This window comes from Citrobacter sp. Cpo032 (assembly GCF_030332975.1).
GTDB lineage: Bacteria > Pseudomonadota > Gammaproteobacteria > Enterobacterales > Enterobacteriaceae > Citrobacter > Citrobacter portucalensis.
This window is the reverse complement of sequence record NZ_JAOWGU010000046.1, coordinates 116,661-138,173: the sequence shown is the minus strand read 5'-3', so window position 1 is coordinate 138,173 and position 21,513 is coordinate 116,661. Positions and strand designations below refer to the sequence as shown.

Below are 21,513 nucleotides of genomic sequence, written 5' to 3'. Positions count from 1 at the left end.
ACTATTTTCAGAGACTTTCCAGGAGTCAACAATGTCTTTGTTTGATGATATTGTCACAAGGGATGTTAATTGTCGTAAATACGGGCAATTACAACAGATGTACGGTACCACCGATGTATTACCGCTGTGGATTGCAGATATGGATTTTGCGACACCAGAGCCAATCATGAGCACGCTGCGTTCGGTGGTGTCACAGCCTGTGCAAGGCTATAACCTGGATTATCCACAATGGAAAGAATCTGTTATTCATTGGTATGCACAACAGTATGATGCCGATATCAAGGCACACTGGTTACATTTTATTCCCGGTGTTATAAAAACTATCGTACTCTCTTTAATGGCGCTTACCCGTCCAGGCGATAATATTTTAACCTGTACGCCAATCTATGATCCCTATCCTAATCTGGTAAACACCAGCGGTAGGAATTTGATTCAGACGCGCCTCATTGAGAAAAATGGGCACTATGAATTTGACTGGCATGATTTCAGCGAGAAACTCAAGCAGTGCAAAATGTTTTTGTTCCCTTCACCGCATAATCCAGGTGGAATGGTGTGGTCGCGGGAAACGTTGGAAAAAATAAGCCACTATTGCCAGCAGGCTGGCGTCATCATTCTGTCTGATGAAGTGCATAGTGATTTAACCCTACCAGGAAAGCGCCATTTGCCGTTTTTTACTGTTGATGAAGCGCCAGATAGTCGGTCAATCGTGCTTACTTCCATCAGCAAGACCTTCAATACGGCGGCGATCCAGGGCGGAATCGCCATTATTAAGAATGATGAATTACGCCATCAGTTCTACCACTTTCTGGATAACTGCTACCTTGCCGAGACGCATTCATTGCAGCAGGCGGCCATTTATAGCGCTTTTACCCATTGTGCCGACTGGCACCAGAAATTATTGGCCTATCTGGCCGACAATGTAGCGTTTGTGAAAAGTGAAATTGAAAAGCACTGTCCTTTGATCTCAATAGTGTATGGCGGCGCGTCGTATCTTCTGTTTCTGAATGCGGAAAAAATGGATCTCAGCGATGAGCAGCTAAGCGCTTTTTTTGTGCATGACGCCAGGCTTGGCCTGTCACCTGGGGCGCAATACGGTCCCGGTGGAGAGGGGCATATGAGACTCAACGTTGGCTGCCCGCGCCCGGTACTGGTAGACGCGATGAACAGGCTAAAAGCGGCATACCAGAAATGGCAGAACGCATAGCGTACATCACACGATTTGCCCTGCCACGGTGGGGCAAAATTATCCAAAGATGTTGCTGAACTGCTATAAAGTCTTTCCCTTCTGTCGGCTGGTGTTAAACTGGAAAGTGTGATCTTCATCATAACCTGCTTAAACAGAGACAAGAGACACTGCTATGCAACATATCATCGAGGGCTTCCTCAACTTCCAAAAAGAGATTTTCCCTCAACGCAAGGAACTCTTCCGCAGCCTGGCATCCAGCCAGAATCCTAAGGCACTTTTCATCTCCTGTTCCGATAGCCGCCTGGTACCAGAACTCGTTACTCAGCAAGATCCAGGACAGCTTTTCGTTATCCGCAACGCCGGTAATATTGTACCGTCATTTGGTCCGGAACCGGGTGGTGTATCCGCAACCATCGAATACGCGGTTGTCGCACTTGGCGTAACGGATATCGTCATCTGCGGTCACTCTAATTGTGGCGCGATGAAAGCCATTGCCGATAGCCAGCCCCTGGATCCGATGCCCGCTGTCGCTCACTGGCTGCACTATGCCGATGCCGCGAAAGCCGTGGTCGATAAAAAAACCTGGGATAACCCAATCGATAAAGTTAACGCCATGGTGGAAGAGAACGTTATCGCACAGCTTAACAACATTAAAACGCATCCTTGTGTCGCGGTTGGGCTGCGCAATAATGCGCTTCGTCTGCACGGTTGGGTGTATGACATCGAAAGCGGTGAAATCCGTACCCTGGATAAAAACAGCAAAACCTACGTTTCCCTTGCAGATAACCCGCAGGTGCATTTCGAGTAATTCCCCCACTGGAGCAAGGATGCTCTGGATAGCTTTTACCTACTTTTGTGCTATAGACAAAGCACAGACTTGCGACTAGCTTTAAAATAGCTACTGGTGTTCCTACATCGGATTTCGCACATTTATAAAATATTGCGACAGGTCTCATGCACAGAGTACAGACAGCTGTTCATACATGGTGCAGGCGATAAAAAGGAGCCGGTACGAATGCAAGCAAAAATAAACAAAATAATAAATATGATATTTTATCATGAGTCGTGGGATATCATGCTTATTAAGGATAATGGTACACACTTATTCCCTGACAACACTCTGGAGATATTAAGCAAATCCACTGCGCAGCAGTTAAAAAAGAAATATACATTTCAGGCCGATCCTTTTCTGATTGAAAAAGACGATAAACTGTATGTTTTCTATGAAGCTTTTAGCTTCCGTAACTCAAAAGGCACGCTACGATGTCGCGTTCTTGACCGTGATCTGGTTGAACTTGAAGATATTAGCCTTGAAGGCTTTGACGACTTAAAGTGTCATTTGTCATTCCCTTATCTGATACATATCAACGATCAACTCTTCATGATCCCCGAGTCTTCAGAAAGAAAAGAGGTAATACTGTTTCAGTCAATTGAGTTCCCTGCACGCTGGAAGCAAGTTAAAGTTTTAATCTCTGATACCGAATTAACTGACAACATATTTATCTCAGTTAATAAAACCTGTTATCTGTTGTCCACCACGATGGATAATGAAATAATTATTCATTCGGCAGATCATCTTTACGGACAGTGGCAGCGAATTAATCCGGCGTTGAAGGTGAGCAATCCTCATCATCGAGGCGCAGGAGCCTCCTATCAGGTCGAAAATAAAATGTACTTCCTTACTCAGGAGTGCACGCCGGAAACTTATGGAAAATCAATCTATATCAAAGAATTAGTGACACTGAACGACGCTAATTTTGCTGAGAGTCTGATCGAACAAATCAATTCGTCGATCAACCACAGTGACGGCGTCCACACGCTGAACTTCTCAAATAATTATATTGTTTATGATACAAAAGTTAATAAGTTCAGTCTGTTGGCAATCTTTAAAAAAATAGCATATAAATGTATGATAAAATACAGAAACACTTACCTTACCCGGCAAAATAACTGATTCACTGGATTCTCGGGTGGCATTGGTAGAAAATCGCTCGGGTTTATAGCATTTTTCTGGAGTCTGTATGGCAATTCTTGTCACTGGTGGTGCAGGTTATATTGGTTCACATACTGTGTTAACGCTACTGGAAAGAGGCGATGATGTCGTAGTCATCGATAATCTGGCGAACGCCAGCAGAATTTCGCTGGACAGGGTCGCGGAACTCACCGGAAGAGAGCCCATTGTCTATATCGCCGATGTTCTCGACAGGCAGGCATTAAAAAACATTTTCGCCGACCATAACATCACCGATGTCATTCATTTTGCGGGACTCAAATCGGTTTCAGAGTCGATAAAAGAGCCCCTCGCCTACTATGAAAACAACGTCACCGGTACGCTGGTTTTACTGGATGAGATGCTGGCCGCTGGCGTTAATCGTTTCATTTTTAGCTCATCTGCGACGGTATATGGTAATCCAGAAAGCGTACCGCTGAGCGAGCAATCACCTACGGGCGGCACCACCAATCCGTACGGTACGTCTAAGTTGATGGTCGAACAAATTCTGGCCGATTTCTCACGTGCACAACCCGATTTTCGCATTACCTGCCTGCGCTATTTCAACCCGGTTGGCGCCCATCCATCAGGTCGGATTGGTGAAGATCCTAACGGTATCCCTAATAACCTGGTTCCGTATATCTCCCAGGTCGCGATTGGTAAGCTGGAAACCGTGTCGGTGTACGGTAATGATTATCCAACCCCTGATGGTACCGGTGTGCGTGATTATATTCACGTCATGGATTTGGCGACCGGTCATTTAGCCGCACTGGATTGCCAGAACAAAGGCGCGGCTTACAAAGTGATTAATCTCGGTACTGGAGTCGGGTATTCCGTACTTGACCTCATTGAGGCATTTGAAAAAGCGGCACAGACAAAAATTAATTATCAGTTTGTCGCCAGAAGACCCGGAGATATTGCCGAATGTTGGTCTGACCCATCGCTGGCATACAAAGAGCTAGGTTGGAAGGCCATCTATAACCTTGATGAAATGATGCGTGACACCTGGAACTGGCAAAAAAATAACCCGAATGGGTATCAAATTTAATGTTCTCAGCAGCGAGCCTGACCGTCAGGCTCGCTGCTGTGTCTGACTAGCGTACCGTTATTGTTGATACCTGGTACCAGCCGCTGCTCTGTTTCCCTTCATTGGCAAAGTTGATTCTCGCGACACCGGATTTATCCAGCATCGCAACCTCAATCGCATATTGCCCTTTCGCCAGTCGCCCTGGCATAGATAACGCATAACTGACTTGATACTTACCGGGGAGCCAGCGGCGAATATCCTCCGCGGAATTCCCCTGTGCCACCACCTTATTGGCGCTGTCTACGACCCGGAATGCCAGCATGTAAGGCAGATAAATCGGTGCGGCACCCTCATTGTACCAGGTACTGTTTAATGTCAGCGTTTGTCCGCTGTCCCACACGGACTCATGGCTCAGGGACGCAAGGCGAAATCGATAGCCCAATTTGGTCAGCGCATCGTCGACAATCGGTCGATAGTCGCTGGGTATCGTTCTCGATTTCAGGTTAATGGTACTGGCGTGCTGCTTGACCGCCCAGTCAAAAATCCCCTGCACTTCAGCACGTGTATAGTGAAAGGTGTTCTTCCAGTCCTGCATATACGAGCAGATCTCCAGACTCACCGGCGCACGTTTCCAGACGTCGTTGAACCCTGAATAACTCTGCTGCGCAGCCAGCAATCGCTGCGGGTAATCATCAGCCATATGGTTCCAGGTGTCCGAAAATACGCGCAGGTCCCCCCAACAGTCCGCACGCCACCCAGCCCCACGCGCCACCGCATTCGCCAGACTTTGACCGCCGCTTATCAACATTATTTTTGGTGTCACCGGGAAAGCAGAAAAGTGCATCGCGACGTAGCGATCCAGTTGCGCCGTGGTGTATCGCTCCAGTAATGGCTTCAGGTTCGGGAAGTTGCTGTTATGCCATTCTCCCCACGACCCCACCATGCCAATATCAACAAACGCGAGATTCTCATTACCATCGTAGCGCTTACCAAATGCGTTCAACAGACGCTGGCTGTATTGAATAAACAGAGGATCGTCTAAATCCGGTATAAACGTCTTATTATCAGACGTCCAGGTTCCTTTTACACCTTTTTTAATCAGCCAGTCGGGAATTTTAGTGCCATCCGCCGGGTCGGCAAGCGCCATAAATCGTAGCCCGACATTCATCGCAGGACGATGTGCCGCCGCGTATTTGAAGGCATCATCCACCAATGCAAAATTGTACTGGCCTTCGACTGGCTCCAGGTCCCGCCAGTAAAAACGCTCGTATTCAAATCCGGTATTGGGATAGTCCGCCAGCCCCAGCGTTTCACCGTATCCCTGATGAAAACTTGCCACGCCAATCCCCGGATTGGTTAACGGGCCCGTCAATGCTTTGGGGGTAACGGTCGTCAATGCGGCCATAACCGTCAGCGGGAAAAACATGCACAACAACGCACAAACCCATTTACGCTTCATCGCAATGACGTCCTCCACCAATTTGTTAACGCTAGCGGTCTTTCAGGCTTAACCACCAGTCCCAGATACCTACGTGAAAATTTTGGAACACATCAATACCTAACGCGGATTTGATCATATACAGCGTCAGCAATATGCAGCAGGTGACGAATAGCACGGCAATCAGCAGCAAAAAAGTGAGCAACATTCTCGACAGGGTTGATTCCTGGCGATGCTGGCGGCGTAAATCTCTGCCAAACAAAAAAACCAGATAATAACGCTTACTGAAAAAAGGAAAGCTTCTGCGAATATCGATCTGATGCCGCGAAGTCAGGGTTGTAGCAAGGAGCGCTTTTTCCACCCCTTCTTTTTGTTCAGGGGTCAATTCCTGCGCTATCCGCTCATCAAGGTGAGCGTAAAACCGTTCGATGGCAGGAGGACGATTTTGAGGACTGGTCAAAATTAACCTATATCTTTATCAATGGAATGGTAGACGTTAACCGTCTTTTTGGCGATTTCATGCCAATTGTAGTTTTGCAAATATACACCATAGTCCACGCTATTTGCTGTTGCCCCTTGGCCTAATTTTTCAGCCAGACCGGTTACATCTCCCACCTTAAAATAGGCCTCGGCGGGCAGTTGAACTTCAAGGTTAGCCGGAATATCACTGACGACAGCCGGAAGAGAAAATGACATTGCCTCCAGCAGCGCAATGGGCAATCCTTCATGGTATGAGGGCATCACAAACAATTTAGCCTGCGAAAACACCGCCTGAAGTTCGTCACCACGTAAAAAACCAGTCATCACAACACCTGGCGTGTCGGCGGCAAGCTTTTTGAGGCGCACGCTGTATTCGGTCGGATGATCCGCATCGCCAATTAACACTAACGGTATGGTCAAACCACTGTGTTGATAAGCGGCGATGGCATCATGCATCCCTTTTTCTTCCACAAACCGCCCAACCACCACGAGGTAGTTTTTCGGCTGCAGCCCAAAGCGGGAGAGCGTATTGTCGATGGTGAGCTGTGATAATAACCTCGGCTCGTTCACGCCATTGTGAATTAAATGCGCATCATAGCGACCGTGTTTTTTCTGGATCAGTAGATTAATAACGTCAGAAATCACAATCACCTCGTTGGCATATCTCACCGCCCAACGCTCACCCAGCAACAATATTTTTTTGGCTACAAATCCCCATTTCTGGCGATCGTAATCGGGCCCGTGGTGGGTAAAAACCACCTTCTTACCCATCACGCGTAAGAGTGGGATCACAAGGCCAGGGCCGATAGCATGGACATGCACAATATCTGAATGGTCGATACGTGTCCTGAACGCCGCTATAACGGAATGGACAATAGCTTCCAGCGAGCGCTTTTTGGGTGCCCATAGCGCGTAGGTTTCGACTTTTTTATATACCGATCGTTTGTAATTTACATATGGCGAGCGAGCGATTACGCAAATATCCACGTCGAACTGCTGTTTAATGGCAGGATAAAGATTCTGACAGTGTGTCTCCACACCGCCCAATACATCGGGAATACCACGCGTTCCAAAAACCGTTATTTTTTTACTCATACTATGGCCTGCTCAGCAGTTCTTTATACAGCGCCTGTAGGGTATCCATATGTTTACTCAGCGCATATTTTTCACTCAACCGCGCACGACCATGTAAGCCCATATTCCTCGCCTTCTCAGGCGAGTCGGCCAGAGCGTCCATCGCATTGGCTAACTCATGCACATTACCCGGTTCGAATAAAATCCCTTCGACACCGTCACGAATTTGTTCCGGTATACCGCCGATGCGCGACCCGATAACCGGTTTGCCTAAGGACATCGCTTCTAATATCGCCATAGAACAGTTTTCATAGCATTCTGAAGGCAGGATCACCGCTCGCGCATGCTTAATAAGCTTATCGAGCGCCTCCCCTTGTTGCACATAACCTAAAAACTCAACATCCGGATATTTGGCGGCTAATTCATCATGCAACGGACCGTGCCCCACAACTTTCAGCGGCGCGCTGTTCCGCATTTTTCTATGCGCTGCCAACAACGTTGCCACGCCCTTTTCACGGCTCAGACGGCCGAAGTACAGCATATAGCCTTCATCGCTTACTTCGGCCAGGGGACGGCTGTCATCAACGCCATTGACGATGACATCAATGCGCGAATTTGGCAGCGTGCGCAGCAAAACACCGCGTAAAAAAACGCTTGGTGAAACAATCACATCCAGTGCCTGATAGTTTTGTGCAATGTACTGCCAGGTTGCCTCCAGGGAGAGCAGTAAACTTTTTGAGGCTGAACCTTCCTGACAACGATACCTGAAGGCATTGAAAACCGTTCCGGTAATACAGGAATCACACACCTTGCCGTCGCGCAGCATGGAATACGCGGGGCACACAATCTTATAGTCATGCGCAGTCAGCACCGTTTTGCAGCCAAAATTGCGCGCAACTTTAATCAACGCCGGTGTTAACTGATGGTAGATATTGTGAAAGTGGACGATATCCGGGCGCTCTTTTTCTAATAGCGCCAGCATTTTTTTGCAGGCCTGCGAATTATGAATAAAGTTAACCGCCGTTTTGATACCACCCAGCAGATTGCTCGCTTTGTGGTAGTCCACATTACTTACGAAATAATCCGTATAGTCCGAGGGGAAATTATTCTCATGAAGCATAGAGAAATCAATAACCTGCACTCCGGCCTGTTTCAGCATATCGCGTTCTTGAAAATAAACCGTTTCCGCGCCGCCTTTGATGAAAAAAAACTTATTCACGAGTAAAACTTTCATTACGCCAGCCTTAGTTATTCATGAATGATTTTGCTGTCAGGCGGAGTCAACGGATCGCGTACTGGTTTAGTCACCCCTTTAACCAGCCCGGCTGAAAGCACGGCCAGGTTCATTACGCTTTGCAGGCCGTTTAATAACGATCGATTCTGTACGGTTTTCAGGGCAATAAATGCAAGTAAAGGCAGAAATGCAATGTCGAAAAGTTCGAGATTGAAGGTCACCGCCGCAATGAACAAAGCAATCAGATAAACAGAAAAAATCGCTTCGTTCCTGACCATTTTTAACGCTTTGCCGAAATAAGGTTTTCCCCAGGCACAACGTAAAAGCTCGCCCGGAGCCTGATAGTATCCGCTTTTCCAGCGGTGCTTGAGCATCTGAAAGGTCGGCATAGTATGGGAAGTATGAATAAAATACGGAATATTCAGACGACGCAGTTTATAACCCGCATCGCGCAAACGCAGGCCCAGTTCGGCTTCTTCATAAGCATGCAAATTACGGTTGGTAAGATAACCAATTTTTTCAATTGCAGATCGGCGATATAACCCGCCACCGCCTAAATGGTCACTATCCCCGAGCGGATAAATTTTATTAATACGCTGCTTACGCGATTTAAATTCATAGTTAACAGCATCGTCCATTTCAACGGTTCCCGCGACGCCTGCATATTCCGGTTCGGCCTGCAAAAACGCGACGGCCTGATCCACAAAGCCCTCTTCCAGCTCCATGTCGCCGTCCATCAGTAGCAGATATTCCCCTTCACTATACAGATAACCTAACTGATGCCCGACGCCGCAGCAGCGATCGTCTGGGTTAGTTAAGGACACCACGGTCGCCCCTTTATCGATAGCAAGCTGTTGGGTGTTATCCGTTGACAGACTATCTGCCACTATAATTTTATGCGGATAATCAACAAGCTGCCGGCGAATACTGTCGATCGTTTTCTCAATACATTCAGATTCATTGAGTGTTTTAATACTCACTGAAATAAACGGTTTTTGGTCCATACAATTACCCTACACAGCGAAGGACGGTTCGACGAATCACTAAACTTGATCCTAGTGATAAATAGAACAGGAATTGTAACATCGGTGTAATCATCAGTATCTGGCTGTAAGGTAAGCTAATTAAGCAACTGATAGCAAAAGCGTTAAACGCCGGTGCAAAGCTCAATAACTGGAGATCCTGCTGGTCCAGTTGTTCAAGCGTCATTAATGGCTTTGGCTGACAAACTTTCAGGATATAAATGAATAAGCTAATAAAGAGTAACGTGCCGATCACCCCAACTTCCCACAGCAGCATACTCAGGGAAGTCGAGTCGAGAATTAAGTTGTAGATAATATTCAAAAAGCCCGGCGACACCGTACTACCACTGTTAGTTGCATTGAGTCCGTAGCCAAATAACGTTCCTGAAAGCCCCCACAGATCGTTATTTTTCAACCAGAACAGGAACGTCGTAAAGCGCCCTAATTCACCGGTAGACATAATATAGTTCGGATCAAAGATATAGCTTAAGGAGTCGATAAAAATACTTAACGAGCTTTTCGACGGATCGCCGCCGAACGCCGTAGAATAATAGTACGCGAGGATCACAATCGACAGGCTAATAAGCAACAGCATTCCCGCCACAATAACCAACAACGTCTTCAGATTGACCTTACTAACGTCTTTGACGTAGCTCGGTGAAAGCCACACCCACGCCAGGAATATAGGCGATAGCAGGATGACAAACTTCACTTCACCAATGATGCATAACCCGATACCGAGAACAATATGCAGCGCCATGGACTTGAACGTGGTGAGCCCATGCTTATATTCGGAGACTTTTAACAACATAATTAACAGGCAAAACAAACCCATTGCGGCAGTATTCCCGCCTCCCATAGGGTCACCGCCAAACGTGCCAACCACGGAGTCCCATTTCTCATCTTCGCCGCGCACCGCAACGCGCTGGGGAACAACCAGTAAAACCTGATATATCATTACCGGAATCTGTGCGTAAAACACCCAATACAGATAGCGCGTTGCGCGGTAAATCTGTGATTCCCGGCAAAAGCCCAGCAGCAAACAGATCATCACCAGCGACAGCGCAATTTCGTTTTTAAATGCCACAATCGCTACGGTGATCCCGCCCTGAATCAGCGTCGATGCTCCAGCCAGCACCAGAAACGAAAAGTACAACGCCAGGACAATCGTCTCCTGGGCATCCAAATGTAAGGAGCCATCACGCGTCTGCATCACCAATAATCCCACCATCAATAAGGTGAGGAAAAAAGGTATCCACAGCACTGACTGCATGCCGGTAAAGTATTGCACCAGGCCACACAGGATCAGCGTGACAAAGGTATAAACCTGTAAATAGTATCCGGTATTCAGCGTCATAGTATCACCGGCTTGTCTTTCAGGAGATTGGCTCGCTTATTCATTTTCAGATAAATGAAGGCGTAGCGAATAAATGTCAGTGAAGAAAACAAGATGACCGACGTTGCATAATCTTTATAAAAATAGGGCGTCACAACAAAAGCGAAGAGTACAATCGCCAGCTGTTCCAGTTGGATACGCAGAAAATAGCGATGGGAACCAAAAATAAGCTCTATCACCGTCAGAGGGCTTATCGCCAGCGCCGGGAATAAATAGGGCAACATGTAGCGTGACGTCTCAATGGAGTTTATCCAGTCTTCGCTAAAGCCGAGGCGCATCACAATCGGATAGAAAATAAAAACCCCAAGGGTACAGATAACCCCTAGTACCAGCAATAGCATACGTACCCTGGTATACTCCTGATAGTTGAAGGTATTATTTCTGAAGTCGATAGACCATTTAGAAAAAATAGTATTGCGCACCGCATTCCCGATGATCACCACCGGCGCCAGGCAAAAGCGGCTAACCACAGAAAAATAACCCGCCGTCAGCGCCGAGAACCAAAAGTTAATCAGCATAATAGGCAAATTGCTGCTGGCCATCGCCAGCACTTCCGCGCTGCCCACTTTGGTAATGTGATGAATATTCTGTTTGAAAAAATGCCAATTACTGGCGGGTCGCAGATGTCTGGCCGCCACCGAACGAATATCAAACGAATGCAAAATACAGCTTATGGTCAGCACCATCGTCGCGCAGGCCCACGACCAATAAAACAGCTGTACATGGTGCGTAAGAAGGACGGAAAGTACAACGACCACAGAAACAGAAATGCGCTGGAAGATCAGAAAACGAAAGTTAGCCGTGCGTAGCGACAGGTTTTCCGAGATTAAAACCCACGCCGTTGCCAGCGTCAGTAAATAGAGGAACAGAATGTTCTGGTGAAACAGCCACGCGGTCAGCACAGCGTACGGTAAGGCAATGATCGTGCTTTGGATCAGGCAAAACACAACATTCTGCACCAGTTCATCATCCTGCTGTTTAGGAATTAACAGCTGTGATGCAAAGGTACACACCTGAGCGCCCACCACGGCGATGCTGTAGTTGAGCGCATAAAGCCCCACTTCAGCCATATCGTACTTGTGTGAAATCAACCAAATAGACAGTGCACCAATCAACTGCGAGATGACTGATGAACCGGCTATCGTGGAAGCGCTCTTCAGTAGACTCATACGCGGCCTGGCGTTGCCATCAGTTGATCGGTACTGAAGTTCAGTGAACGCAGACCCTCTTGCGTCTCAAGATCCTTTTCTTCAACTGCATTGAGCACCGCACCAATCACCACGCCGTTATTTTCCTCGATCTTATCCAGCGCGTTGGCGATTTGTCCCGCCGACCCCGCCCCGGCTTTCACAATGAAAACAACGCCATCGACGGCACGTTTGATCAGTTGAACATCCTGGCTCTGATTCACAGCAGCAACATCAATAATGATGCGCTGATAATGCGATTTCAACTCGCACATTAAGAGTTCAACATGCTCCGACGACAGCATCAGTAAAGATGAGATGGTGTTCTTGCCGTGTGGAATAAAGTCGAGATTATCACTGAGTTTGATCCTCGCCTGTTCAAGCTCTGTCTCCCCGCGCAGCAGTTCCGCTAAGCCTGCGGATGTAGCTGACGCCAGCTCGGATGTGAGCCCACCAGTGTTAAAGAAATCTGCATCAATAAGCAGTGTTTTCTGGTCGAAACTAAAAGAGTTCGCTAACAGATTCGCCAACAAAGAACGCCCATCGCCGTGCTCCGTCGACGCCACGGCGAGCGTCTGTAAAGGTCGATTATCCAGCATAATCCGGGTACGGATACCGTGCACAATATCGGCATTAAGCGGGTTCTTCATGATCATGTCCCGCACCTGTGCGCGCCCTGAGGTTCCGCTAAAACGACGAATTTCACCCAGCGGAGCAACATTAAGCCGTTTTTTCATGCGACTGAGGGTGCCGATTGAGTTATCCATTGCCGCTTTGACAATGAAATACATGATGCTGAACACCACCACCAGCATGACCACCATCAGCAACAATAGAGATTTATTCGGTTTCGCCGGTTTTAACGCGGGTACCGCAGGGTCGTATAACACCGCATCGGCATTCACGCCGGACAGCGACAGCTCCTGAGTACGTTGATAAAGCGATTTATACAGGTCTTCCATTTTATCTAACGACAGCTTTTGACTGTTCCAGGCATCCCGTTTTGACGCCATTTTCTGGAAGATCTCTTTCTGCTCAATCACTTGCTGTTGATAGTTTTTTTCGTCCGCCAGCGCCGCCAGATATTGCTGACGTAAACCGACTTTCAGCTCGCCCAATACCCGCCCGGTCTGGCTTTGGATCGACTGAACATCGGCTTCTGCTTTTAAAATGGCGGGATTTTTTGGCCCATAGACTTTACGCTGTTCGGACAACGTTCGTTGCGCCTGAATCAACGCGATGCGCAAATCCTGGATCTGAGCGTGGTTAGAGACCGAAGGCAGCGAGATAACGCTCTCAAGGGACTTACCTCCCCCGTTCACCTCGTTATAGACGGATTCAGCGGCAACCCGACGCTGGGTCGCATCGGCAAGGCGATTAGTTACGATACTTAACTGCTCGGTTTCAAAACCATCGATACCGCGGAAGGTCAGCAGCCCGGCATTTTTCAGATAGCTGTCCATCTCGTCTTTTTGCTTAGCTATCGACTTCTGAATCTCTTCCATTTTTTCAAAATTCAGTTCGCGAGCTTTCTCCACCTTCAGACGTTTCTGCTCCACCGTGTAGTTGATGAAAGCCTGCGCGACGCCATTCGCAATGTCAGCCGCTACCTGTGGGGACGTTGATTCATAGGTAATAGACGCCAGGTTCGTCGTACGAATACCAATGACATTCAGATTTTTCGCCAGCGTTTTCAGCGCTTGCTCCATTCTCAGTTGCCGACTTTCATTGCTATCAGCCCCCTGAGCACCGGCTTTTTCCCCGGTAAACTCCGGGTTTTCATCCAGCTTCATATCACGTACGGCTTGCTCCAGCACAATACGTGAATGCATCAACGCATATTGTGTTTCGTAGTAACCACTGCGTGTTGAATCGAAACCATCAACCTGTGGAAACGGAGAAACGTTATCAGCCTGCGCCTTAATCAGCACCGTCGCCGTTGAAACATACTTTGAGGACATCATGCTGATTAACGGATACGCGACGACCCCGGCAACGATACCGGCCAGCGCGATTTTCCAGGCGTTCTTTTTCAGCTCTTTGGCAAAACGGGAGAATTCGACACTGCTTTCTCGTTTTTTGCCGTTTTCCACTATTGATAGTTTCATCGTCAGAAGAACCCCATGCCAATAATCACGACATCCCCAGGATGAACAGAGTGCGTTAAATCGACATTCTCAAGCAGCTGATTGCTCCCTGACAGGCGAATGTTGATATCTTTTCGGTCAGCACGATCTGTAAATCCACCCGCCTGCGCAATAGATTTCTCGACGGTAAGCCCTGGCTCATAAGCGAAGCCATTTGGACTTTTTACCTCACCTGAAACATAGTATTTGCGGAACTCGGCAATACTCACCGTCACCATTGGAGATGTAAAATAATCTCCGGTCAGGCGTTGAGTTAATTCTTTAGTCACTTGATCAACGGTTTTATCTTGTAATTTAAGAGCACCAACAAACGGGAAATTAATTTCCCCGCTCTTATCCAAAATAAACCGCATCGTCATATCGGGTTGACCATGAACAGCGATATTGACCGTATCCCCCGCCCCAAGCCGGTAATCCTGCTGAACAGTAGCAGGATCGTCCATTAATCGCGGGCTGGACGCTGTGCATCCGACCAACAGGATACTGAATAGCAAAACCGCGCACAGTTCTATTATTTTCATTTTAGATCTGAACCTTAGCTTTAAGCATAATCATAGAATTATCATAACCCAACGTTCTAATGACTTCCTGATCGTCGTTGGGACCGATATAAAACGAGTCAGTATCCTTATTCGAATTTAATGTATCTATCTGATATTTAATCTCAAAATTAACCGACGGCGTGTAGTCATAGCTCATGGTGACGCTAAACACGCCATCTTTATCATGCCGATCCTTGTTCTGTTTTTTATAGTCTTCCGAAGTGAATGAGTAGTCCAATAAAGTAGAAAAACGAGTACCTAACCAGAAATGCTGGTAAGAAAGGCCATACTGGGTCACTAAAATATATCCCCCAACTTCCGATGGGTCTTTAATGCTTTGCGCAGAGTGGGCCGTGAAAACAGACTGCTGTAACGGCTTCCACTCCGCTTTTATGTCCCAGTTTAGACCATTAAAATCATGCGAGTTTGCGTTGTTTTCAAATGTTTTATACAGCCATGAAATATTCATGTCGACATTGGTTTTCCCCGTCAACTGCGACTTCAGGCCATACAGCAAATAATACTCATTAGTGTCTTTTTCTGAGTTGTTATCATAACGACGCTGGTTAGTAATAAAGCTATAGCGAAAGCGCGTTCTGGATGAGTATTGGTCAAAAACTTCCGCTATCAGGCTATTTTCATGCCATTCCTGTTCCTGAATATAATTGTAGAAGTCCTCACTGCTGTCCCGAACATCAGAGGTGTTACCGAAAGTCAGTTTTTTGTATAACAACGCCAGTTCCGCTTTGCCGCGACCATCAGGCGCACCGTAGCTGTAGCGTAATTCACTATTGATAAAATTCGTCGTCAGCGGAGATTTAATCCCATACTGCTCGAACTGACTCGGTAAAAAACCCTCGGTGATGTCACGACCGCGGGATTCATGCCCAAGCGAATCCTCCAGATTGAGGGTTAAGCCATGCTTGAGCCCATACCGCCAGGCACCGTTAAAACGGAAAAAATGATCGTTGTAGTTATCAGCAGAATCGCTTGAGTAGTTACGATAATCCCCAGAGTACATCAGCAAATACTTATCCTGACCACGCTCTCCAATCATACTCAGAACGGGCGCCGCACTCTGAAACGAGGAACCGATAGCATCGCTGCTATGTGGCTGATAAGACACGTTATCATTATAACCATAGTCCACAGCGACCTTGCCCTGGAAGTCTATCCCCGCAAAGCCAATGTGTGATTTCGGTGTTAAATCAGCCCATGCGGACTGAGATATCACGATTCCGGTAATAACGAGTAATTTAGTATGCATTCTTACCGACAAATCCTTTGAAAATAGTTTTAATAATAATTTTTATATCCAGCCATAACGACCAGTTTTGAATGTACTCAATATCGTACTGAACCCTTTTTTCCATCTTATAAAGCGCATCGATCTCCCCGCGGAACCCGTTGATCTGCGCAAGCCCAGTGATCCCTGGCTTAACTTTATGGCGAATCATGTAATTTTCGACCTGTTTTCGGTACTGCTCATTATGCGTAACCGCATGAGGCCTGGGACCGACAATCGACATACTTCCCTGCAAAACATTAATAAATTGCGGAAGTTCATCCAGCGAAGTGCGGCGCAAAAAGCTCCCGAATTTGGTTACCCGCGGATCGTTTTTAGTGGCCTGAATAACCGTATCGGAATTCTCCATGACGCGCATAGAACGAAACTTCCAGACCTTAATTTTTTGCCCACTCAAGCCATAGCGGTCCTGTTTGAAAAAAACCGGCCCACGGGACGTGAGTTTGATACCAATGGCAATCGCCAGCATCAGGGAGGAAATCATCACCATAATGATGCTGCCAAGAACCAAATCTTCCGCCCGCTTAATAAACGAGCCCGCCCCTTCGAACGGTGAACTGAAAATACCGATAGTTTGCAGATTGTGGATGGAGCGTAACTTGGACATGTTGTTACTGTAGGTATAAAAGTCAGGGACAATATAGGTATCTACGGTGGTGTCTGACATCATGGCCAAAAAGTGACGAATGCGATGTAAAGCAACCATCGGTAAAGCAATATAGATTTCGTCTATGTTTCCCTTCTTGGCTTCCTCGACCAGATTGATCACCGGACCACGAAAGGGGCTTTTAACCTTATCAACGACATCGCCACAGCGAGATAAGGCGCGCTCATCATAAAAGGCCAGATCTAATGTGATATTGGCGTATTCATTCATTAGCGCGGTTTCTGCGGCCAGACCATTGTCGGTCAGACCAATAATCGCCACGCGTATACTCTTTTTCGTTGAATACTTAAAAATAAAAAAACGAATGTAGTAAAGAAAAGGTAATGGAATGAAGTACCAGTAAATAATAGCTGAATAAAAAGGGGAAGGCAGTCTGTCTAAGTAGCCCAGTGACTCAGGTTCAGCCACCGTCATACTGACCAGTTCGTTAAAAAAAATCGCCAGCAGCGTACAAAAAACCAAGCGTTTTTGATTACGTAAACCGATCGTCTTAATCTTTTGCTGGTACATTTTAATGTATTCAGCAAACAGCAAGAAAAAGATTGAGAAGAGAAGACTCAAAATGGCAATGGTGTTAAAGGGCACCAAACCCAGCAGATGGGCGCTAAAAATTAACGTCACATTGATAACAATGAAATCGACCAGTTTTAAAAAGACTGGATATCCTTGGCTGCTAATCTTTAGCGATTTTTTAAGCATATCTCAGCCCATTATTTATTGATCTTTAATTGTTTTTTTCTCATTTCATGTTGCTAATTATATCACAAGTCTAAAAAACGCAATGGTACATTGTCAGTAAATGTAAAAAATAATACTCATTACTGTGACAATACTCCCCAGTGAAATCGTATCTATATGATTTTAATGCAGATGATATCAATAGAAGTTTTATCTACCTCAGCAAAAAAGATAACCTTTAACAACATTTTCGCTATTGACAGATAACATCCCATGGTCTATGAAAAAGTGTTTTATGTATGATAAATTGCACAAAAGTATTGTTTCAGTGACGTTGAATCACCTTAGAGTTGCTGTTTAATACCGTAATTAAAATAAAAACAGCTGCCTTACGACAAAATTTCAAATGATATTAATAATACAATTAATTACTTTTTATTATAATTAAACAACAAATATCATCATCATGAATACCTCATACGGTAACGCTTAAAAAGCGTACCCGAACCCTCAGCCCACCTAATGTCTCACTACGCGTTAGCTGAGGATGCGTGCGATGCAGACGAGCAATATCATTGACCAGCGCCAGACCAATCCCGGCGCCTGGGAGATTGCCTACGTTATCAAGACGATGAAACGGTAGCAGGGCCTGATGAACCATCTGCTCATCTATGCCCGGCCCGCTATCTTCGACTACCAGCACCACGGCCTCTCCTTCTCGTTGCAGCCGGGCGGTCACCATCCCCTGCGACGGCGTGTATTTCAGTGCGTTATCCAGCAGATTTCCACACAGCTCGCCGAGCAGCACTTCATCTCCCTCGACCCACACCGCGTCCTGTTCCCCCTCATAGCCCAGATCGATCCCTTTACTACGCGACTGCGCCAGTCGGGTAAAACAGCTGGTTTGCACCACCTCATACAGATTAACCGGCGAGAAATGCCTTTCCCCCTGCTCCTTGCGCTTCACCGCAGACAGCTGCAACAGCCTCTCCGTCAGTTGAATGGTATTATCGAGCGTGCTACTCATGGCTTGTAAACTCTCATACCATTGCCGCGGTTCGACGCTGGCGAGAGCCACCGATGCCTGAGTTTTCAGTACCGCCAACGGCGTTTTGAGCTGATGGGAAGCATCCGCGCTGAAGCGCTCCTGACGAGAGATGAGACCGCGAAGTCGGTCCAGATAACGGTTGAATGCCACAATCAGCAGACGGGTTTCCGACCACGGCAGCAGCTCCGGCAGCGGCGTCAGCAGGCCTGGCTCACGACGCACCATCAGCGATGACAGCTGGCGCATCGGGCGTAACACCCGGCGCAGCAGCCAGCCAACCAGCACCAGAGTCAGTAGTACCAGCAGCCCTTGCGAAACCCACGAGGAAAACAGCAGTTGTCGCGCCAGATAACGCCGCGATTGCAGCGTTTCGGCAACATAAATCTCCGCCATGCCGACAATGCCGCCTTCGTTGACGGGCTGCAGCAGACGCGCCACGCGGATTGCCTCACCGCGATATTCGGTGTGATAAAACCATGCCAGCGCCGGGTAAAGACGCGTGCGCGAGGTAGCAGGCGGCATCGCCGGTAAATCGTCATAACCAGAGATAACCTTCCCCGCCGGATCAACCACTTTGTAATACAGTCGGTCGTTCATATTCAGTTCAAAGCTGTCCAGCACCACCCATGGCACGTTCACTTCCAGCTGTTTATTGCGCACCACCAGCCGCTCGGAGACGGTCCTGGCAGATGAGAGTAGTGTCCGGTCATACGCCTGGGTCGCCGCCTGTAGCGCACTGACATAGCTGTTAAATGCCGACAGGCCCCACAGCAACATTAGCGGCAGGCCCAGAAACATCAGCAGTTGCAGGTACAACGATTGGGGTTTAACCCACTTCATCGCTACGCTCCAGCACATAGCCCAGACCACGCAGCGTAGCAATACGCACATCGCTTCCCTGTAGCTTTTTACGTAAGCGATGGATATACAGCTCAATGCTTTCGGGACTAACCTCATCACTCAGGCTGAAGACCTGCTCAAACAACTGCTGACGTGAAACCGGCCGCAACCGACGGTACATCAGCACCGTCAACAGCGCCTGTTCACGTGGCGTAAGCGCCAACGGCTGCCCCTGCAACAGAAAATAGCCTTCATCGTGAAACGCCAGCTCCCCCAGTTGCTGTATGCCTTGCACCTGTCCCGCACTGCGACGCAGCAAGGCCCGCAGCCGGGCATCCAGTTCCTCGATTTCAAACGGCTTTGCCAGATAATCATCGGCTCCGACGTTCAACCCTTTCACCCTATCGGCCACCGCGCTACGCGCCGTCAGCAGCAGGACAGGAAGCGTCTGCCCGCGCTTGCGCAGCCGCTGAACGACTTCCAGGCCATCCAGCCCCGGCATATTGATGTCCAGCACCGCCAGCGCATACGTTTCGCTATGTAAAAGATGGTCGGCTGCCAGGCCATCAAACACGCAGTCAACGGCAAAACCGTTTTGCACTAGCGCTTTCTCCAGCCAGTGAGCTAACTCACGGTTATCTTCCGCTAATAAGAGACGCATATCACATCCTGTAAAGTTTCTGCCGCATTGAAAGGGAATTGAAAGGTTAATGTTTTAACAATCACGCAACCGAACTGCTACACATCGGCTCACATAATCACAAAAATCTTCTTCCGTACCTGAAAATCCGGTTTTCCGGTGTGAGGATAAACAATGAAAAAACAGTTATTTCGTACCCTTACTGCAAGCATTTTATTGATGAGTACCTCTGTACTGGCGGAACAAGCGCCGTCGCGCACTGAATGTATCGCTCCTGCTAAACCCGGCGGCGGTTTCGATCTCACCTGTAAGCTGATTCAGGTGAGTTTGATGGAAACCGGCGCTATCGAAAAACCGATGCGCGTAACCTACATGCCCGGCGGCGTTGGCGCTGTGGCCTATAACGCGATAGTTGCCCAACGCCCGGCAGAAGCGGGCACCGTGGTGGCCTTCTCCGGCGGCTCCTTGCTGAATCTGTCACAAGGTAAATTTGGTCGCTACGGCGTGGATGATGTCCGCTGGCTGGCCAGTGTGGGTACCGACTACGGCATGATTGCCGTACGTCAGGACGCGCCATGGAAGACGCTGAAAGATCTGCTGACAGCAATGGAAAAAGATCCCAACAGCGTGGTCATTGGCGCAGGTGCCTCTATCGGTAGCCAGGACTGGATGAAGTCGGCGCTGCTGGCGCAAAAAGCCAATGTCGATCCGCACAAGATGCGCTACGTGGCCTTTGAAGGCGGTGGCGAACCGGTTACCGCATTGATGGGAAATCACGTACAGGTGGTTTCCGGCGATCTCAGTGAGATGGTGCCTTACCTCAGCGGCGACAAAATACGCGTGCTCGCGGTGTTCTCTGAAGAACGCCTGCCGGGCCAGTTAGCCAATGTGCCAACCGCCAAAGAGCAGGGTTACGACCTGGTGTGGCCGATCATTCGTGGCTTCTACGTTGGACCAAAAGTCAGCGATGCCGAATACCAGTGGTGGGTTGATGCCTTTAACAAACTCCAGCAGACCGATGAGTTTAAAAAGCAGCGCGATCTACGCGGTCTGTTTGAGTTCAACATGAGCGGCAAACAGCTCGACGACTACGTGAAAAAGCAGGTCACGGATTATCGTGAGCAGGCTAAAGCCTTCGGTCTGGCGAAGTAAACGCAGAGGCAAAGATGATGAGCGATCGTATTTTCGCAGGTATCTGGCTGTTGCTCTGCATAGCCGGGCTGTTCGTAGCCTGGCAAATCAGCAGCGAATACAGCTATGAGCCGGTTGGCCCGCGTCCCTTCCCGCTTGGCATTATCAGTCTGATGCTGGTCTGCGCCGTGGCGCTGCTGTTGCGCCATCCGGACACCATCAGTTGGCCCCGTCGCCACGTGCTGCAAAAGCTGCTGACGATGGTGATTGTTCTGTTGATGTACGCCTGGGGTTTTGAGTGGCTCGGTTTTCCCATCGCCACCGCCATTCTCACCGTGGTGATTGGCATGCTGTTCGGCGCAACCATCCCGGCTGCAGGAATTTCCGGCGCGGTGCTAGGCATTCTGCTGTGGTATGCCTTTGACAGACTGCTTGACGTCACCTTACCACTCGGCACCTGGCTGGGTTAACGGAGAAACG

Annotated in this window: 19 protein-coding genes; 6 read left to right on the top strand and 13 right to left on the bottom strand. The window is 48.1% G+C overall.

Annotation, left to right across the window (positions count from 1 at the left end):
- Positions 1-31: 31 nt before the first annotated feature.
- The 4 genes from OGY33_RS15970 to galE all read left to right on the top strand — a co-directional run bounded on the left by OGY33_RS15970 (position 32) and on the right by galE (position 4,224).
- Positions 32-1,204, top strand: a complete 1,173-nt coding sequence (locus OGY33_RS15970; RefSeq protein WP_136392264.1) for a MalY/PatB family protein — start codon at positions 32-34, stop codon at positions 1,202-1,204.
- A 154-nt stretch (positions 1,205-1,358) separates the two neighbouring features.
- Complete coding sequence (locus OGY33_RS15965; protein ID WP_003826059.1) at positions 1,359-1,994, top strand: carbonic anhydrase; 636 nt, start codon at positions 1,359-1,361, stop codon at positions 1,992-1,994.
- A gap of 207 nt (positions 1,995-2,201) precedes the next feature.
- Positions 2,202-3,140: a glucosamine inositolphosphorylceramide transferase family protein gene (locus OGY33_RS15960; protein WP_191238205.1), complete on the top strand. Its 939-nt coding sequence runs from the start codon at positions 2,202-2,204 to the stop codon at positions 3,138-3,140.
- Positions 3,141-3,207: 67 nt separating this feature from the next.
- On the top strand, positions 3,208-4,224 hold the full coding sequence (galE, locus tag OGY33_RS15955; RefSeq protein WP_048215721.1) for a UDP-glucose 4-epimerase GalE: 1,017 nt from the start codon (positions 3,208-3,210) through the stop codon (positions 4,222-4,224).
- Positions 4,225-4,270: 46 nt separating this feature from the next.
- Here the strand turns inward: galE and OGY33_RS15950 are convergent, their stop codons facing one another.
- From OGY33_RS15950 to tctD, 13 genes are all read right to left on the bottom strand, one after another.
- Entirely contained in the window at positions 4,271-5,662 is a 1,392-nt protein-coding gene (locus OGY33_RS15950) for a DUF4832 domain-containing protein (protein WP_191238204.1), read from the bottom strand.
- Between the two features lie 31 nt (positions 5,663-5,693).
- Positions 5,694-6,101 (bottom strand): hypothetical protein, encoded by a 408-nt coding sequence (locus OGY33_RS15945; protein WP_048225193.1) that lies wholly within the window; start codon positions 6,099-6,101, stop codon positions 5,694-5,696.
- Between the two features lie 2 nt (positions 6,102-6,103).
- A complete protein-coding gene (locus OGY33_RS15940) occupies positions 6,104-7,216 on the bottom strand; it encodes a glycosyltransferase family 4 protein (RefSeq protein ID WP_191238203.1) in 1,113 nt (370 codons plus the stop codon).
- 1 nt (position 7,217) lies between these two features.
- Positions 7,218-8,429: a glycosyltransferase family 4 protein gene (locus OGY33_RS15935; protein ID WP_191238202.1), complete on the bottom strand. Its 1,212-nt coding sequence runs from the start codon at positions 8,427-8,429 to the stop codon at positions 7,218-7,220.
- A 14-nt stretch (positions 8,430-8,443) separates the two neighbouring features.
- Entirely contained in the window at positions 8,444-9,433 is a 990-nt protein-coding gene (locus tag OGY33_RS15930) for a glycosyltransferase family 2 protein (protein WP_191238201.1), read from the bottom strand.
- Positions 9,434-9,437: 4 nt separating this feature from the next.
- Positions 9,438-10,808: a capsular biosynthesis protein gene (locus OGY33_RS15925; protein WP_191238200.1), complete on the bottom strand. Its 1,371-nt coding sequence runs from the start codon at positions 10,806-10,808 to the stop codon at positions 9,438-9,440.
- Complete coding sequence (locus OGY33_RS15920) at positions 10,805-12,016, bottom strand: lipopolysaccharide biosynthesis protein (protein ID WP_149608164.1); 1,212 nt, start codon at positions 12,014-12,016, stop codon at positions 10,805-10,807. Before OGY33_RS15920 ends, OGY33_RS15925 begins: the two co-directional genes overlap by 4 nt.
- The gene (locus OGY33_RS15915) at positions 12,013-14,142 is read right to left on the bottom strand and encodes a GumC family protein (RefSeq protein ID WP_191238199.1); all 2,130 of its coding nucleotides are present in this window, start codon (positions 14,140-14,142) and stop codon (positions 12,013-12,015) included. The genes OGY33_RS15920 and OGY33_RS15915 overlap by 4 nt, the downstream gene beginning before the upstream one ends.
- Before the next feature lie 2 nt (positions 14,143-14,144).
- Positions 14,145-14,702: a polysaccharide biosynthesis/export family protein gene (locus OGY33_RS15910; RefSeq protein WP_003826038.1), complete on the bottom strand. Its 558-nt coding sequence runs from the start codon at positions 14,700-14,702 to the stop codon at positions 14,145-14,147.
- A 1-nt stretch (position 14,703) separates the two neighbouring features.
- Positions 14,704-15,990, bottom strand: coding sequence for an outer membrane beta-barrel protein (locus OGY33_RS15905; protein WP_191238198.1), 1,287 nt, complete (start codon positions 15,988-15,990; stop codon positions 14,704-14,706).
- Positions 15,980-17,395, bottom strand: coding sequence for an undecaprenyl-phosphate glucose phosphotransferase (locus OGY33_RS15900; protein WP_008785590.1), 1,416 nt, complete (start codon positions 17,393-17,395; stop codon positions 15,980-15,982). Before OGY33_RS15900 ends, OGY33_RS15905 begins: the two co-directional genes overlap by 11 nt.
- 454 nt (positions 17,396-17,849) lie before the next feature.
- Positions 17,850-19,262 (bottom strand): sensor histidine kinase, encoded by a 1,413-nt coding sequence (locus tag OGY33_RS15895; protein ID WP_167820592.1) that lies wholly within the window; start codon positions 19,260-19,262, stop codon positions 17,850-17,852.
- The gene (gene tctD, locus OGY33_RS15890; RefSeq protein ID WP_003826032.1) at positions 19,249-19,923 is read right to left on the bottom strand and encodes a transcriptional regulator TctD; all 675 of its coding nucleotides are present in this window, start codon (positions 19,921-19,923) and stop codon (positions 19,249-19,251) included. Before tctD ends, OGY33_RS15895 begins: the two co-directional genes overlap by 14 nt.
- A gap of 153 nt (positions 19,924-20,076) precedes the next feature.
- Here tctD and OGY33_RS15885 point away from each other — a divergent pair, with 153 nt between their 5' ends.
- Both OGY33_RS15885 and OGY33_RS15880 read left to right on the top strand, forming a co-directional pair.
- On the top strand, positions 20,077-21,054 hold the full coding sequence (locus OGY33_RS15885; protein WP_048225211.1) for a Bug family tripartite tricarboxylate transporter substrate binding protein: 978 nt from the start codon (positions 20,077-20,079) through the stop codon (positions 21,052-21,054).
- A gap of 14 nt (positions 21,055-21,068) precedes the next feature.
- The gene (locus tag OGY33_RS15880) at positions 21,069-21,503 is read left to right on the top strand and encodes a tripartite tricarboxylate transporter TctB family protein (protein ID WP_191238197.1); all 435 of its coding nucleotides are present in this window, start codon (positions 21,069-21,071) and stop codon (positions 21,501-21,503) included.
- Positions 21,504-21,513: the final 10 nt, after the last annotated feature.

Bases quoted from the DNA above. Each gene is read 5' to 3' on its own strand.
- OGY33_RS15970 (WP_136392264.1), top strand. From the start codon at position 32: ATGTCTTTGTTTGATGATATTGTCACAAGGGATGTTAATTGTCGTAAA.
- OGY33_RS15965 (WP_003826059.1), top strand. From the start codon at position 1,359: ATGCAACATATCATCGAGGGCTTCCTCAACTTCCAAAAAGAGATTTTC.
- OGY33_RS15960 (WP_191238205.1), top strand. From the start codon at position 2,202: ATGCAAGCAAAAATAAACAAAATAATAAATATGATATTTTATCATGAG.
- galE (WP_048215721.1), top strand. From the start codon at position 3,208: ATGGCAATTCTTGTCACTGGTGGTGCAGGTTATATTGGTTCACATACT.
- OGY33_RS15950 (WP_191238204.1), bottom strand. From the start codon at position 5,662: ATGAAGCGTAAATGGGTTTGTGCGTTGTTGTGCATGTTTTTCCCGCTG.
- OGY33_RS15940 (WP_191238203.1), bottom strand. From the start codon at position 7,216: ATGAGTAAAAAAATAACGGTTTTTGGAACGCGTGGTATTCCCGATGTA.
- OGY33_RS15935 (WP_191238202.1), bottom strand. From the start codon at position 8,429: ATGAAAGTTTTACTCGTGAATAAGTTTTTTTTCATCAAAGGCGGCGCG.
- OGY33_RS15930 (WP_191238201.1), bottom strand. From the start codon at position 9,433: ATGGACCAAAAACCGTTTATTTCAGTGAGTATTAAAACACTCAATGAA.
- OGY33_RS15925 (WP_191238200.1), bottom strand. From the start codon at position 10,808: ATGACGCTGAATACCGGATACTATTTACAGGTTTATACCTTTGTCACG.
- OGY33_RS15920 (WP_149608164.1), bottom strand. From the start codon at position 12,016: ATGAGTCTACTGAAGAGCGCTTCCACGATAGCCGGTTCATCAGTCATC.
- OGY33_RS15915 (WP_191238199.1), bottom strand. From the start codon at position 14,142: ATGAAACTATCAATAGTGGAAAACGGCAAAAAACGAGAAAGCAGTGTC.
- OGY33_RS15910 (WP_003826038.1), bottom strand. From the start codon at position 14,702: ATGAAAATAATAGAACTGTGCGCGGTTTTGCTATTCAGTATCCTGTTG.
- OGY33_RS15905 (WP_191238198.1), bottom strand. From the start codon at position 15,990: ATGCATACTAAATTACTCGTTATTACCGGAATCGTGATATCTCAGTCC.
- OGY33_RS15900 (WP_008785590.1), bottom strand. From the start codon at position 17,395: ATGCTTAAAAAATCGCTAAAGATTAGCAGCCAAGGATATCCAGTCTTT.
- OGY33_RS15895 (WP_167820592.1), bottom strand. From the start codon at position 19,262: ATGAAGTGGGTTAAACCCCAATCGTTGTACCTGCAACTGCTGATGTTT.
- tctD (WP_003826032.1), bottom strand. From the start codon at position 19,923: ATGCGTCTCTTATTAGCGGAAGATAACCGTGAGTTAGCTCACTGGCTG.
- OGY33_RS15885 (WP_048225211.1), top strand. From the start codon at position 20,077: ATGAAAAAACAGTTATTTCGTACCCTTACTGCAAGCATTTTATTGATG.
- OGY33_RS15880 (WP_191238197.1), top strand. From the start codon at position 21,069: ATGATGAGCGATCGTATTTTCGCAGGTATCTGGCTGTTGCTCTGCATA.